The following is a 12,546-nucleotide window of genomic DNA, read 5'->3' as shown; positions in this document are numbered from 1 at the left end:
TCGCCCCCTTCTAATCTGTAACCCGGATACGGCGAAAAACAATAGTGACAAAACCTGATCGGGAACGCCAAACCGTGCGGCACGTGGCTGTGCGCGCCCCCCCCTATGTCTGCCCATTTCCGCTTCGCTCCCGCGGCATCACAACGGCTAAACTAACCGGGGTCCGCACCGCGTGGCGGGGCTACGCCAGCGCTTTTTGCGCGTGCGCAAATCATCGTCATCTCCCGTCAGGCCAAGGCGATTGACTCATGCACGGTCGGATAGCACCATCGTCCCGGTTCAGTTCAGGGTTCCGGCAGCGGACCCAGTCGGAGAACGATTGATGCTGGTTCCGATTCTGGCCGCGGTCGTCGCGGCATCCGCCCCCTCTGCAGCCCCCGCCGCCCAGGAAATGCAGTTTGGCTACTGCAAGGCGTCAGAACTCAACTACGGACGTTACCACCTGTTTTCGACCGTCTTCCAAGTGCCTTACGCCACCTACCACGTCGGCGTTCAGAACAGCTTCGACGCATTCGCAGGAGCCTATGATGGGCGGACATTCGGCTCGGCGATCTGCAGCATTAACTATGATTCGTGGCAGGAAGCCGAGGATGCCAAAAACCGCTGGATAGCCCGCCACCGCCAGGATGGGCATGCCGTGGCTCTTGCACGGTGGTCTTACCGCGGCGATTGATCGCCCCTAAATCGGAAATCCGATCATGACGAAAGCTGCGAAAATCCTTGAAGGCCTGAAAGTGCTCGCCATCGCGTCGATGGGGATGTTGATGCTCGCTTCCCCGCCGGCCTTGTCGCAAGAGAGGTATTCGGTGGCTGACTGGGCCAACACCAGCTGGACGGACCAATCGTCTGGCAGCACGCTCGATTTTATCGAGTTTGACGGCGACATTGAGATCACTGGGGTCGTGAAGGCCTCCGGCAACAACTTCGACGCCTGGTCAGGTTGCGGAAACGTTCGTTTCGCATCGGACTACTCCCGCTTCATGGTGACATATAACGGGTGCGGCAACGCGGCTTACAACAGCGCGCGCCTGATCTGCGTCCGTCGCAGCCAAACGACGCTGGAGTGCACCAACAGCATGAACACCACTGCGGTGCGATTGACGAGGAAATGACGTGAAGGGGCTATTGGACGGGGCCAGCGCCCCTCCGCCGCCTTCGGGTCCCAGCCCTAAGCAGGGTGCGGTGCATCAAGTCGGCTCCTTCATCGCCGCTGCCGGCATCGCCGCCGAAAAAATAAAGGGCCCCCGCCCCACGAACCAGCCGAAGCCAGCGCGCGGGGCGGAGTTGGGGGGTTAGACCGCAGCCTGCTTCGCCGCGCCGGCCTCGACAGCGGCCAGCAGGGTGTCGTTGGCGAGATGGGCGTAGCGTTGCGAGGACTGGTAGCTGGCGTGACCCAGCACCTTGCCAACCGCGAACAGGTCGACGCCACTGTTGACCATGAAGGACGCCGCCGAGTGTCTCAGGTCGTGGATCCTGAGGTCCGGCAGCTTGGCCACGCGTCTCGCTCGCTGCCAGCTATGGGTGATCGAGACGAACGGCTTCTTGGTCTCAGGGTTGGGCACCAGCCACGGGCATCCCTTGAAGCGTGGAAGGGCTTCGATGATGGCCAGCGCCGCCGTCGAAAGCGGGACCCGTCGCGGCTTGCCCGTCTTGCTTGTCGGGATCAGCCACGTCCGTCGTTCAACGTCGACATGCTCCCACCGGGCGTCCAGTAGCTCCCGCACCCGGGCACCCGTCAGGAGCAGAAGCCCCACGATGTGTTGGAGCTGGGTGTTCTGCGACTGCGCCACCGCCTCCCGCAGCCGGGTCGCCTCCTCGGCCGTGAGAAACCTTTCCCGGGCGTTGTCCAGGGGCTTCCTGAACACCCCTCGGGTCGGGTTCTTCTCGCTGCCGGGGATGCCCCACCGCGCGCCTAGCTCGAAGGATCGGCCGAAGATGACCCTGATCTTCTCGACCGTGGCCGGGGCCAGCCCCTCGGCCCGCTTCTCGCCGAGCCACTGGGCGACGGCCCGGCTGTTGATGTCCGTCAGCCGCACCTTCCCCCATTTCGGAACGATGTGCCGGCGCATGTACATCTCCGTGGTGGAGTAGGAGCGCTGGTGAAGCTTTGCGTCGTCGAGATGCATGACCGACAGCTCCACGTACTGGGGGATGGCTCTCGCCAGCACCTTCTCGGCGCGGGGGTCGCCGCCCATCACGACCTTCGCTCGGAGTCTCTGCGCCTCCTTCTTGGCCGCGGCGAACGTGACGTCCTCGTACTTCCCGATCTTATGCTGCTTCTGACGACCGGCGGCGTCGGGATAGCGAAGGTAGTAGGTTCGGCCGCCGCCACAGCGGCACTCCAGGACGAACCCCGTCACAGTGTCGTCGTACCAGTCCGTCTTTTTCTTGCCGACCTCGCAGCCGGCATTGGCGACGAAGGCGGGGGTCAGGTGAGCTTTAGGCATGGTGATTTCCTTCAGGTTTTATGATCGGCGGGCGAGCGCCGTCAGGCCGCCGGGAAGGCGGTCGGTTGGGGTGGGGTCGGCTGGAGCGGGTCAGGCCCGCGTTGCCCCAGAGTTGGCCGCAGGGGCCACGCGTCGGGGGCGGGGATGGTCGGGCCATGGGGGACCCGAAGCGGGCGTCAGGGGGCCGCTTTTGGCGCTACTGGCGTCCGTGGCGGGGCCGCGGAAAACGGGCGAAACAGGTGACCTCTTTCACCCGTTTTTTGCGGGGCCGGTCCGGCGGCGATGGATCGCCGAGCCTTCGGAAACTGCTCAGTCACCGAGAACCCGCCAAGTATTGCGCTGAGAGTTCGGGCCTGACTCGATTCTGAAGCCATTGGCCCAGCAGCCTCGGTGACGCTTGAGGTACCAGCCGAACCTCTTCGTGTTGACGGCAGAGCCATCCATCACTCCGATCTCGTCCAGCGCGTCGGCAAACTTGGCATCTCTGGCGGGATAGGGGACCACCTCACGCACCATCATGGGTTCGTCGCCAAAGAGCCTGAACCAGTGCCTCAAGAACTCGGCGAGCGCATCTTGATCGGTATCGTTCTGAACCTGTTCGATCAGGCTGGTCGCCGGATCAGGCTCACCCAGCCATATGAGCGACTGCCGGCAGGCCATCGACCAGTCTTCATAACTTCCAATCGGAGGGACGTCCTCGACGGGGCGGCCGGCCAGACGGTGGGCTTCGATGATGGTCAGCGCTGCCTGGACGATGTGCTCCCGGCGCTCCCGGATATGGGCGACAGGGTTGAACGAGTACCGCTGCAGCGTGGGCGTCTGGGTCCTCGGAGCGAGGCGGATGGATACTACGCGACGACGCATATCCTGGCCCGGTTCTACGTTGTTGCCCGTGCCGAGGAAGAGCACGTTGGTGCGCGCCGTGGCGGTCCGGCTTCTACTGAGAACACGCTCGGTGATGGTCGCACTGGTCAGTGCCTTGTTCATCGGACCGAGCGACTTCCAGCCCGTCTGCAACTGCATGTCATCGAACAAGACGACAGCGGGCTTCTCCAGCAGCATCGACAGGATGACCTTGGTCGCCTCTTCTGGCGTGGTCGGATAGCTCACGCTGTAGGGCTCGGCCGGAGTGGCGGCCAAAGCGATCAGCCCCGCCAGAAAGCTCTTCCCGCCCCCTGACCGAGGCGCATTGATATTGAACGCCGGCGCGAGCGGAAGGGATGGGCGGACAGCAGCGGTGAGGATTGCGACCAGAGCCGCCGCAAGATCAGCATCTGACGCGAACTGGAATTCTCGCAGAAGCCACTTCAGGTAGTCGAGCTGAAGTTCAGCATCATCCCTTGTAGGGCTGCCGAGGTCGTATTTGGCCTCATCAAAATCCGCGTAGATGCCCGTGGGCTCATCGTAACCAGACTTGGCGACAAGCCGCCCGTCCGCCCCATAGAACGGCTGCCTGGACAGGCCCGTGAGGGGCCGCAGATGGAGCCGATCCTGACCATACCGCAGGCTCTGGACGATGTTCGCAGGCGGATCACATCGCTCCCACTGGTTGCCCTTCGCCTTCCTGAAGAAATCGATCTTCGACGCGAGAAAGGAGCTTAGGGTCTGATCGTTGACGAGTTCGGTCGCTATGCCTTGTCCTGGCGTCTGGATGGTGCGGACGATGGGGCCACCAGCGTTGTAGTACCTCCCGTCCGCCGCCAGAACTCTCTCTGACGCAGCCACCGCCCGATAACTTTCCCCTGTCTGCAGGAGAATGACAGCCTTGGCCCGCGCGATATCCGGCGTGATTCCGAGGTGATCGATCAAACTCTGCGCGTCGCGCTTCTCGGAGTGGTTATGCGCGCACCGGAACTGCCCGATCGGTCTGCCGAAGCACGGCTCAAGGTAGCCCGCCTCAGACGAGACTTCAGGCGGATGCTCCGAGGCCCAAGGGCATGTGACCCTGTGGAAACCGTCGCCTTCGTCCTTCAGGTAGAGGCCGTTGGCGACGAGTGCGTTCACCACCGGGTTCGATCGGGGCGCCGGGGTATAGACGTCGTCGGCGTAGTCCGGCTCCGCCGGCGGCTGGGGCGCCGGCACAGCGTCCGAGCCTGAGGAAAGGGGCGAAACAGGTTCTGGCGTTGAAGCGCCCGTTTCACCGGTTTTCTGGACAGCTATCGTCGAGGGCTCGACCCCCTTCGATTGCTCGTCTGGGGCGGCAGCCGATGCACTGTGTTGCTCGTTGGTTGGGTTAGATTCGGTCACTAGCTCGTCTCCATAATCGTTGCGATGTGAGTGTTTGCGCCGGGATGGCGCGACTTCATCGCGATCACGGGACAGCCGCTGCAGTCGGTGTCGCGTCCTCGCTGGAGACGTTGTGAACCGCTGAAATGCCGCCTGAAAAGGGGCCGGGAGCCCCTCAATTATTCCGAAAATGCAGGCATTAAGGCGGAAGACACCCCCGCTAGGACTTTGCGAAAAAAGAATATTCGGCGGCCGTAGAGCAGGGTAGGTGAGAGCCCGTTCTGGGCCTTCGGCCCGCACAGGAGACGCATTCATGCGAGGCGATAAGACGAAGTTTGGCGGCCTTCGCGTCGTGTGGCTGGAGACATTCGTGAACGTCGCCGAAGGGGCCAAGCGGACGAACACGGCTGACGACCTTGGCCTTAATCAGGGAACGGTTACGAAGCATATCCAGCAACTCGAGCAGTGGCTCGGCGGCAAGATGCTGTTCCACGCCAACGTATCGACAAAGCTCCTCGCTGACGGCGAGACGTTTCTGCCCGTAGCCAAGGAGGTGCTGAGGCTGCTCGATGAAGCCCGAGCGCCCCGGACGCCGCCGGCTCCGCAGTATGGCCCGCCCAACTCGCCGAGAAACATCAAGGTCCCCAGCTTGTGAGAGACGCCTCGGCCCGACCTTCCCTTGGTTTGGGTCAGCCGATTCGGGGCGTCCGTTCTCAAGGGGAGCTCAGCGAAGCCGCTTCTCGCTAAAGCTCGGAGACGGTACCGGCTTTCGCTTCCAGCCCGCCAATACCACCGCCACAGCAACGATGCCCAACACCACAATGAAGAGTGCTGGCCGAGCAGTCGCCAGACCCGTGACGACGAAAACACTCATGAACAGGAGCGTCTCGCGCGGTCTTGTGGCGAAGAAAAAGAGCAACGCCAGAGCCGTGGCGATGGCGAGAGCTATCAGGGCAGCCCTGACAATGGCCAGGACAAGGCAGAGGGTGAAGAAGCCGAGCGCCCACCTCATCCTTGCCGCTCCTCGTCGGCCGGCCAGAAGTGAGCCAGACACAGGGAGTGAATGCCCAGTTCGGTACCCGGGCCGTTCTCCACAAACACACGGGTCAGCCCCCCGTCATCGGATCCATAAGCCACCTCAAAATACAGGCTGTGGTCCTCGATCCAGTCGTAGCTGTGCCCTTCGGCTCGGGCCCCCGTGATGGCGAAGCCGAGGGCGGTGTTGATCACGTCCGGGGTGTCTCCACCCTGGACAACGACAAGCCTGAACCTCGTTCCGATTGGCCGGCCTTGCTCGACGTGAAGCTGCCAAGCGCGGAGGCCGATCAGCGCGCGGAGGTCGAGGTCCAGGGTGGTGTCGGAAAGTGCGCGCGACACCGAAGCGCGATCGGTCAGCGTAAGCATAGGCGGGTATCCTTTCGGGCAAGAAAAAAGCCCTCGCGGCGGTGCCGGGAGAGCTCGGGTCGGATGGAGGTTGGGTTGTGTTGGCTCAGTCGGTCGTCGGGGGACGGTCCGCGAAGCCGAGGCAGTTGAACAGCAGGGTGTGGTTGGTGTCGGGGTGGTCTGGCACGAAGACCAGCATCCCGAAGTCGTCGGTCAGGACATAGGCTAGCTCCCAGTAGGAGCCGTGGTCGTTGAACCACTCCCATCCCGGCTGCTCGGCCTGATCCCAGCAGATCGGGAAGCCGACGGCCTCGTGGATGACCTCGGGAGGGTCGCCCGGCTGGACCACGACGATCTGTAGGATGTCCCTAAGGGGGCGCCGGCGGTCGGTGTCCACCTGCCAGACCCGAAGGCCGATAAGGGCACGTAGGGTGGGGTCGAGGGTTGGGTCGCTGAGGGCGGTCGTAACCGCGTCGCGGTCGGTGAGGGACAGCATGGGCGGAGGTCCTTTCAGGGCATGAAAAAGCCCCCAGCGACGGTGGTCACTGAGGGCTCGGGTTGGGTGGTGGTGTGGGGGGCGCGCGAGGGGCGCTAGTGATCGGCTGGAAAGGCGTTGGTCTTCTTGAGTTTGGCCCGGAGACGCCTTCACTCCGGGGGCAGCGCCGCCCGGGAAGGGTGGACCTCCGCTAGGCCAAGGCTAGTCGATGTAATCCTTGCTTCTTTCCTTATAAGTTACCGCTGCTTACGCGTTTTAACCGCCGAGATTCGTATGACATTCACGGGCGTAACTCCCAAGTCGTGATGCGGGATACTTGCCACCTCAACCCTGACTGGTAGGTTTCGGCTAGGGGGAACCAATGGCTATAAGAAAGCTTCCGCTGAACTCGCTTCTCGTGAACCGCGCCAATGACCGGCACGGCGAGCTGGAGAACGAGACCGCTGCGATCGCCTGGCTCTTCAAAGAGCGCGAAACCCATATGCGGAATCTCGCCAAGGACATCGTGGAGCAGGGGGAGATTTACGAATATCCGCTCGTTTCACCGGAGAAGACAAAGTTCACAGTCTTCGACGGCAACAGACGCGTGACGTGCCTCAAGCTGCTCGATGACCCGCGCCGCGCTCCGACGACCGAGTTGCAGACTTTCTTCCGAGAGCAGCGGGCGCTCTGGAAAGGAGCCTTTCCGAAGGAAATCACCTGTCAGGTCGAGACCGATCGCGAACGCATCGATGAAATCCTTTTCCGCCGCCACACCGGTGTGCAGAAAGGAATAGGCCAGAGCACGTGGGACGACCGGATGACGTCGACCTTCGTCAACCGCACGGGCAAGGGCGGTGGTCCAAGTGTCGCTGACGAGATCGAGAAGCGGTTGGCCGAAGCAAACCTGCTGCCTTCACGTCGTAAGATCCAGCGATCAACACTCAATCGGCTTCTGTCGGCGGAACCTCTCCGTCAGCGTGTCGGGATCAGCATGAAGGGCGGCCGGTTCCACTTCACATCGGATGAGAAAAAATCCCTCGCGGCGCTCGCCCGCATCGCCAAGGATTTGACCGACCGGAAGCTGGTCTTGGGGCACGTCTGGGACACCGACGGAAAGACGAACTACTTAGATAAGCTGGAAGGTGAAGGCATACTGCCCGATCCCGCAAAGCCTGCGTCTCCAGGCGGGTCTAAGCCTTCCGCGAAGCCGGCCAAGGTAAAGCCTAGCGCGAAAGCGACGCCAACGGTCCGCACAACCCTCATCCCGCAGAAGGATTTTGGCCTTGTCTGGCCAGGCCGTCTTCAGCGCCACCATCAGATTTTTGAAGAGCTGCAGTTTCATCTGGATCTTCACAAGCACCCGAACGCAGTCTCAGTCCTGTTGCGTGTGCTGATCGAACTCGCCTTGGAGAACTATATCCAGAGGGCGGGCGTAGCGGTCCAAGAGGGAGACAAGCTCGCAAGCCGGCTGGAAAAAGCCGGACTGCACCTGAAGGCGGCAGGAAAGATCGACGGCAAGCAGGTGGAGGTGCTCAAAAAATTCAAGCAGGGTGACAAGCTGGTCTCTGCGGACACGCTGAACCGATACGTTCATTCTCCCAACTTCGCACCGTCGCCCGAGCACCTGATGTCGATGTGGGACAGCTTGGCAGATGTGGTGGTGGAACTGCTCAAGGCATGACAAGCGTACGGCAAGCCGCCAGCCGACCTTTGGTTATCTCAGGAGCTTTGTGTGCCGGTTCCCAGCTACGAGACCCTCATGTTGCCAGTCTTGCGGTTGATCGCAGGCGGGGCGCAAAATGTAGCTGAATGCGTACCGACGATAAAAGCGGAGTTCGGCATCACCGATGAGGAAGCTGAAGAGATCATTCCTAGCGGGAGCATGACTGTTCTCCAGAGCCGCACACACTGGGCCAGGACGTATTTGGCGAAAGCGGGCCTGCTCGAATCTCCGAAGCGGAACCACCATGTGATCACTGACGCGGGCCGGAGGCTCTTGGCGACTAATCCGACCTCCATCTCCAACAAGACGCTGGACCAGTTTGAAGGCTTCAAGGATTGGCGCAGCCAGAGCTTGACTGGAGGCGACGGGATAGGAGTCAGTGCCGTAGCGCCGGTCATTGATGACAGCCAGACGCCGCAAGATGCGATGGATTCGGCCAACGCGATGCTCACGTCGGCGCTGCGAGACGATCTGCTTGGCCTCCTGCAGGAGATTACACCGCAGCGATTCGAGCGATTGATCCTCGATCTGCTCAGCGCCATGGGTTACGGCGGGGGTGACGTCGCCAATGGCCAAATGACCAAAGCCTCTGGAGATGGCGGGATCGACGGCATCGTCAACGAGGACGCATTGGGTCTGGACGCGGTTTATATTCAGGCCAAAAAGTATGCGCCCGAGAACAAGATCAGCCGCCCGGATATTCAGAAATTCGTGGGTTCTCTAACCGGCGAAGGAGCGACCAAGGGCGTGTTCGTCACCACCTCGGATTTCTCAAAAGAGGCGAGGGAATATCTGAACAAAGTTCAGCACCGTATCGTTCTGATCAATGGTCAAATGCTGGCTCAGCTAATGATCCAGCATGGTGTGGGCGTGCGGACGCGGACAACTTACGTCGTCAAAAGCGTGGATGAGGACTATTTTTCTGATCTGTCGACCAAGGCGATATAGCGAGCAGGTAGTGCGGTAGCGCCCAGCATCGTTCCAAAACCCATCCCTTGCGGAAGGCTACCCAGCTAGGACCCACGCGGCTTCCCAGCGTTAAGGCGCTTCCGCCGCTCGCCTGCCAATGTCCTAGTTAGAGTGGCTTTAGAAAGGTGGTGCCGCTTAGGTGACTCGAACACCTGACCCCCGCATTACGAAGGCTACTCCACCCCCGTCGGGAAAGCCTTATGGACAATGGTTCTGAGCCGAATTTTAGAGACGTTCAGCACCCCAACCCAGGCTCTTCCCAGATTGGCCCGAGGGGTCGGCAGGGCCGCTTCCTAAGTTGCGCGATTTAACGTGGGAACGGACGAAATCCCGACCTGCGCCATACCTGCGGAACTGCCGCTCATGGCGCGACGGGATTACCCGAGCAGCTTCTCACGCATTTTCAAAAACTCTTCTTCGGAAACGAGACCTTCCTCACGCAGAGCAGTCCATTTTCGCAGCTCATCTGCGGTAGATAATCTCCCTCCCGCTAGGGTGGGCTGACGGGGGATGGCCCGTTTGATTTCGCTAGCGGCCCGCGCGATCCGCATCGTGAGCGGTTCCACCCCGGCTTCCCTATCCGCCTCCGCCTTTCGGGCGGCCTCAAATCTGATTCCGCGAGCGAGATACACCACCGCCGCTATCGCAAGGAGTGCAGCGAACAGCACGGCGTAAACACTTAGGGCGTCCAACCACCTCCTCGTGGCGTCGTCGGCTTGAAAAACCTCTCGTCGCAAGGTGTTTCGAGTAGCGAAGCCGGGGTCGCTGCTCGTCATCGATTCATAGTCACTGAACCGGGGAGCTGACGCCTCCGCGTCGACCTGCTTCAATCGCAGCTCTTCGGTAATCTGATGCGACCGAAAAGCGCCGCCCCCCAGGACAAGTCCAACGGCTATGCAGATAGCGAAAAGAACAAGCCAGCCCCGGGATCCTTGATTGTTGGCCATCAGTTTAGCTTGGTCCCTAAAAGCTCAACGCGGCTCGCGCCGTGACCACCCCCGGCCCCCCAGCTAATTTGGAGTGACCGAAGGGGTCAAAGCAACTCTTCGCCGCACTATGGTCAAACACGCGCATGCCGGTTCGATGCCGAGCGGCGGGCGGGTGTCGCGACGGCTCACACACGTCAGTTTTTCTCGATGACGACGGCATTGCCGTTGGCAGTCACCCCGAAGACGTAGGGCAAATACATAGTACCGCCACTCGACGAGGCAGTTTCGGGATCAAGGGTGAGGTAGTCGAAATCAACGCCAACCACGGCGTTGCATCCGAGGTCGTATGCCGCCTCCTTAAGCTCGGCCAGAGCCCGTCGCCTGATGCTCGATAGGGAAGTCATCAGACTCTCCCCTACGTTGGTGGCGGTAGAGAAAAACCCAGAGGTTCCGCGATCGATCTGTACGACATCGTCTCCCGAGATATACCCAGAATACTTCGTGATGGTGTAACCATCGAAATTGAATCCCGAGGTTATGAGCATGCTAGCCAATGCTTTACGTTTATCGTCCGCGGCCTTCTCCGCGGCGACACGTTCTGCGTCTTGCGCCGCACGTTCTTCAGCAGCCCTGCTTTCGCGCTCTGCTACGTGCTCTTCAAAACGCCTGACCGCGACCTCTACATCGGCATCGTTGTCGATCGAAAGACCCCCAATCATGCTCGATTTAAAGGGAACCGACTTCGTCTTCGAGAGCCAGGCGTCGAACTGGCCATGGGCGAGCCCGTACTTCGCCGCGATATCTTTGGTCTTCATTTTCCAAGCCCTATCTTAGATATTTTTGCGCTTCGATATTCGAGGGATCAATGTCTAAGATTAATCCAGCGATTCGTCTTCTATTATGAGGTTCATTCTGACACCTTATGATTAGCGCCTGAATATCGTCATAAACTGATATGACAGATTTAGGTGCCGGAGCATCTACGACCGACGGCGTGAACTTAATCCGACAATATGAACACACAACGTAGTGTTCTTCTTGAAGCAGATCGTTGCTTCCACATTTGGTGCAGTTGATGATTTTCATCTATGCGTTGCCTGTGATCACCAACTCTTCTAGAGCCCGAGCGCTCGGGCCTTTGCAGCGTTGAACTCAGACTGATCAATCAGCCCGGCGTCGAGAGCCCGTTTCAAATTCTCGAGAACCATGACCAGATCCTGGCTGGCCCGACCACTGGATGCGGAGTCCGCTGGGGGGGATTTTTGCATCAGGTCGGACAGCCCCATTGAACCTGCGGCGATGCCCATGCCCAGAAGCCCTCCGGTGCCGGCACTTTCTCCAGCGGAGGCTATGCCCGAGGCAACGGAAGCTTGAAGGTTGGCGTTTCCGCGAGCGCCAGTCAGGGCGTCGGCGCGCTGAACCGTCCTGAGCAAATCTCGCGTTTGCTCATCGTATTCAATCCCGAGAATGGCGACCTTGGCTATGGCAAGCCCACGCGTTCCCAGCCATTGATATCCGTCCTCGACTGCCTGCCCGAGCGAGGCAGCGAAGCCGACCGAATCCTGTTGGATTTTGGTGATGCGGTTCCCTTTGCCGGCATCGTTTGTGTAAATGCTGAAGGCTGCGGCCAGAGAGCCAACCACCTCGGAAAAGAGCTGATTTGCTGCAGCATTTTCACGGTCTGTGAAATCAAAGTAATCCTGCCCCTGCAAATAAGACGCCGGGACGAACTGTTTCGCAAAGAGGATGGGGTCCACAATCCTCAAGCTGTAGGTGCCTCTGGTCGTCGCGCCCACTTGTGCGTTGAGATAGGCGTCGTCCCAATAGATTTCTGATTGGGTCCCGAACTTGTTGTGGGGGAGCTCTTTTAGGCTGACGAAAAGCGCGAGCTGTTGGCCGCTAGGCCGCCCGCCGAACTTGAAACGTTCCCATGACTGTCGCACGAGCGAAGCCGCAATCGTGTCACCTGCAAACAAGGATTGGGACTCGACGTTCTCTGACTCCCAGACGTAGCCGCCGGGGTCGCTTGCAAACCCAGTTAGCTCACCGTCTTGGAGGAGCAGCAGTCCGTAGCCTTCGGGAACTACGAGACGAGAGCCGTTCGTGATGATCGAGCGGGAGGCTTGAACGTTCGACCCGCGCCCGGCGTTGGTGCCGGCAGGGACAGCAGGAAAAAGTGCGGCCGTGGGCGGCAAGTTCGCAGGGATGGTCAGGAAATCTTTCCACTGATCCGCCAGAGAGCCGCCGATCGCTCCGAACGCCGCTCTAACTAGTCCCACGCCAATCCCCTCTGAACTGATAGGGTCAATGCCCCTCTTCGTCAGACACCGAGTCACCGACACCGCACTCACGTGCCGCCGATGCGCCCCCAAGGTCCGAGCTATACATCCG

The 12,546-nt window shown here is 60.5% G+C and carries 13 protein-coding genes; 5 read left to right on the top strand and 8 right to left on the bottom strand.

What is annotated here, in order from left to right; translation table 11 throughout:
* The first annotated feature begins 322 nt into the window (after positions 1–322).
* Positions 323–673 (top strand): hypothetical protein, encoded by a 351-nt coding sequence (locus HNQ67_RS06920; RefSeq protein ID WP_183253705.1) that lies wholly within the window; start codon positions 323–325, stop codon positions 671–673.
* A gap of 25 nt (positions 674–698) precedes the next feature.
* A complete protein-coding gene (locus HNQ67_RS06915) occupies positions 699–1,112 on the top strand; it encodes a hypothetical protein (RefSeq protein ID WP_183253703.1) in 414 nt (137 codons plus the stop codon).
* Positions 1,113–1,292: 180 nt separating this feature from the next.
* Here the strand turns inward: HNQ67_RS06915 and HNQ67_RS06910 are convergent, their stop codons facing one another.
* Together HNQ67_RS06910 and HNQ67_RS06905 are read right to left on the bottom strand one after the other, a co-directional pair.
* Positions 1,293–2,447 carry a site-specific integrase gene (locus HNQ67_RS06910; RefSeq protein WP_183253701.1) on the bottom strand — a complete coding sequence of 385 codons (1,155 nt, stop codon included), beginning with the start codon at positions 2,445–2,447 and terminating at the stop codon, positions 1,293–1,295.
* 309 nt (positions 2,448–2,756) lie between these two features.
* A complete protein-coding gene (locus HNQ67_RS06905; RefSeq protein ID WP_183253699.1) occupies positions 2,757–4,694 on the bottom strand; it encodes a hypothetical protein in 1,938 nt (645 codons plus the stop codon).
* 292 nt (positions 4,695–4,986) lie between these two features.
* Between HNQ67_RS06905 and HNQ67_RS06900 the strand changes: the two genes are divergently transcribed.
* Positions 4,987–5,328 carry a LysR family transcriptional regulator gene (locus tag HNQ67_RS06900; protein ID WP_183253697.1) on the top strand — a complete coding sequence of 114 codons (342 nt, stop codon included), beginning with the start codon at positions 4,987–4,989 and terminating at the stop codon, positions 5,326–5,328.
* A 69-nt stretch (positions 5,329–5,397) separates the two neighbouring features.
* Here the strand turns inward: HNQ67_RS06900 and HNQ67_RS06895 are convergent, their stop codons facing one another.
* The 3 genes from HNQ67_RS06895 to HNQ67_RS06885 all read right to left on the bottom strand — a co-directional run bounded on the left by HNQ67_RS06895 (position 5,398) and on the right by HNQ67_RS06885 (position 6,552).
* Positions 5,398–5,685, bottom strand: a complete 288-nt coding sequence (locus tag HNQ67_RS06895; protein WP_183253696.1) for a hypothetical protein — start codon at positions 5,683–5,685, stop codon at positions 5,398–5,400.
* Positions 5,682–6,077, bottom strand: a complete 396-nt coding sequence (locus HNQ67_RS06890) for a hypothetical protein (RefSeq protein WP_183253694.1) — start codon at positions 6,075–6,077, stop codon at positions 5,682–5,684. The genes HNQ67_RS06895 and HNQ67_RS06890 overlap by 4 nt, the downstream gene beginning before the upstream one ends.
* Positions 6,078–6,162: 85 nt before the next feature.
* A complete protein-coding gene (locus HNQ67_RS06885) occupies positions 6,163–6,552 on the bottom strand; it encodes a hypothetical protein (RefSeq protein ID WP_183253692.1) in 390 nt (129 codons plus the stop codon).
* A 397-nt stretch (positions 6,553–6,949) separates the two neighbouring features.
* Between HNQ67_RS06885 and HNQ67_RS06880 the strand changes: the two genes are divergently transcribed.
* Positions 6,950–8,215, top strand: coding sequence for a hypothetical protein (locus HNQ67_RS06880; protein WP_221247770.1), 1,266 nt, complete (start codon positions 6,950–6,952; stop codon positions 8,213–8,215).
* 51 nt (positions 8,216–8,266) lie between these two features.
* Positions 8,267–9,205, top strand: a complete 939-nt coding sequence (locus HNQ67_RS06875; RefSeq protein WP_183253688.1) for a restriction endonuclease — start codon at positions 8,267–8,269, stop codon at positions 9,203–9,205.
* 398 nt (positions 9,206–9,603) lie between these two features.
* Here HNQ67_RS06875 and HNQ67_RS06870 read toward each other — a convergent pair whose 3' ends face one another.
* The 3 genes from HNQ67_RS06870 to HNQ67_RS06860 form a co-directional block, all read right to left on the bottom strand.
* Positions 9,604–10,056, bottom strand: coding sequence for a hypothetical protein (locus HNQ67_RS06870; protein WP_183253686.1), 453 nt, complete (start codon positions 10,054–10,056; stop codon positions 9,604–9,606).
* 293 nt (positions 10,057–10,349) lie between these two features.
* Positions 10,350–10,970, bottom strand: a complete 621-nt coding sequence (locus HNQ67_RS06865) for a heavy metal-binding domain-containing protein (protein WP_183253683.1) — start codon at positions 10,968–10,970, stop codon at positions 10,350–10,352.
* Between the two features lie 300 nt (positions 10,971–11,270).
* Positions 11,271–12,434 (bottom strand): SPFH domain-containing protein, encoded by a 1,164-nt coding sequence (locus HNQ67_RS06860; RefSeq protein WP_183253680.1) that lies wholly within the window; start codon positions 12,432–12,434, stop codon positions 11,271–11,273.
* Positions 12,435–12,546: the final 112 nt, after the last annotated feature.

It is taken from the genome of Brevundimonas basaltis, from assembly GCF_014202075.1.
GTDB lineage: Bacteria > Pseudomonadota > Alphaproteobacteria > Caulobacterales > Caulobacteraceae > Brevundimonas > Brevundimonas basaltis.
This window is presented reverse-complemented; position numbering and strand designations above follow the sequence as displayed.

Coding starts and splice junctions, on each gene's coding strand:
- HNQ67_RS06920 (WP_183253705.1), top strand. CDS start 323: ATGCTGGTTCCGATTCTGGCCGCGGTCGTCGCGGCATCCGCCCCCTCT.
- HNQ67_RS06915 (WP_183253703.1), top strand. CDS start 699: ATGACGAAAGCTGCGAAAATCCTTGAAGGCCTGAAAGTGCTCGCCATC.
- HNQ67_RS06910 (WP_183253701.1), bottom strand. CDS start 2,447: ATGCCTAAAGCTCACCTGACCCCCGCCTTCGTCGCCAATGCCGGCTGC.
- HNQ67_RS06900 (WP_183253697.1), top strand. CDS start 4,987: ATGCGAGGCGATAAGACGAAGTTTGGCGGCCTTCGCGTCGTGTGGCTG.
- HNQ67_RS06895 (WP_183253696.1), bottom strand. CDS start 5,685: ATGAGGTGGGCGCTCGGCTTCTTCACCCTCTGCCTTGTCCTGGCCATT.
- HNQ67_RS06890 (WP_183253694.1), bottom strand. CDS start 6,077: ATGCTTACGCTGACCGATCGCGCTTCGGTGTCGCGCGCACTTTCCGAC.
- HNQ67_RS06885 (WP_183253692.1), bottom strand. CDS start 6,552: ATGCTGTCCCTCACCGACCGCGACGCGGTTACGACCGCCCTCAGCGAC.
- HNQ67_RS06865 (WP_183253683.1), bottom strand. CDS start 10,970: ATGAAGACCAAAGATATCGCGGCGAAGTACGGGCTCGCCCATGGCCAG.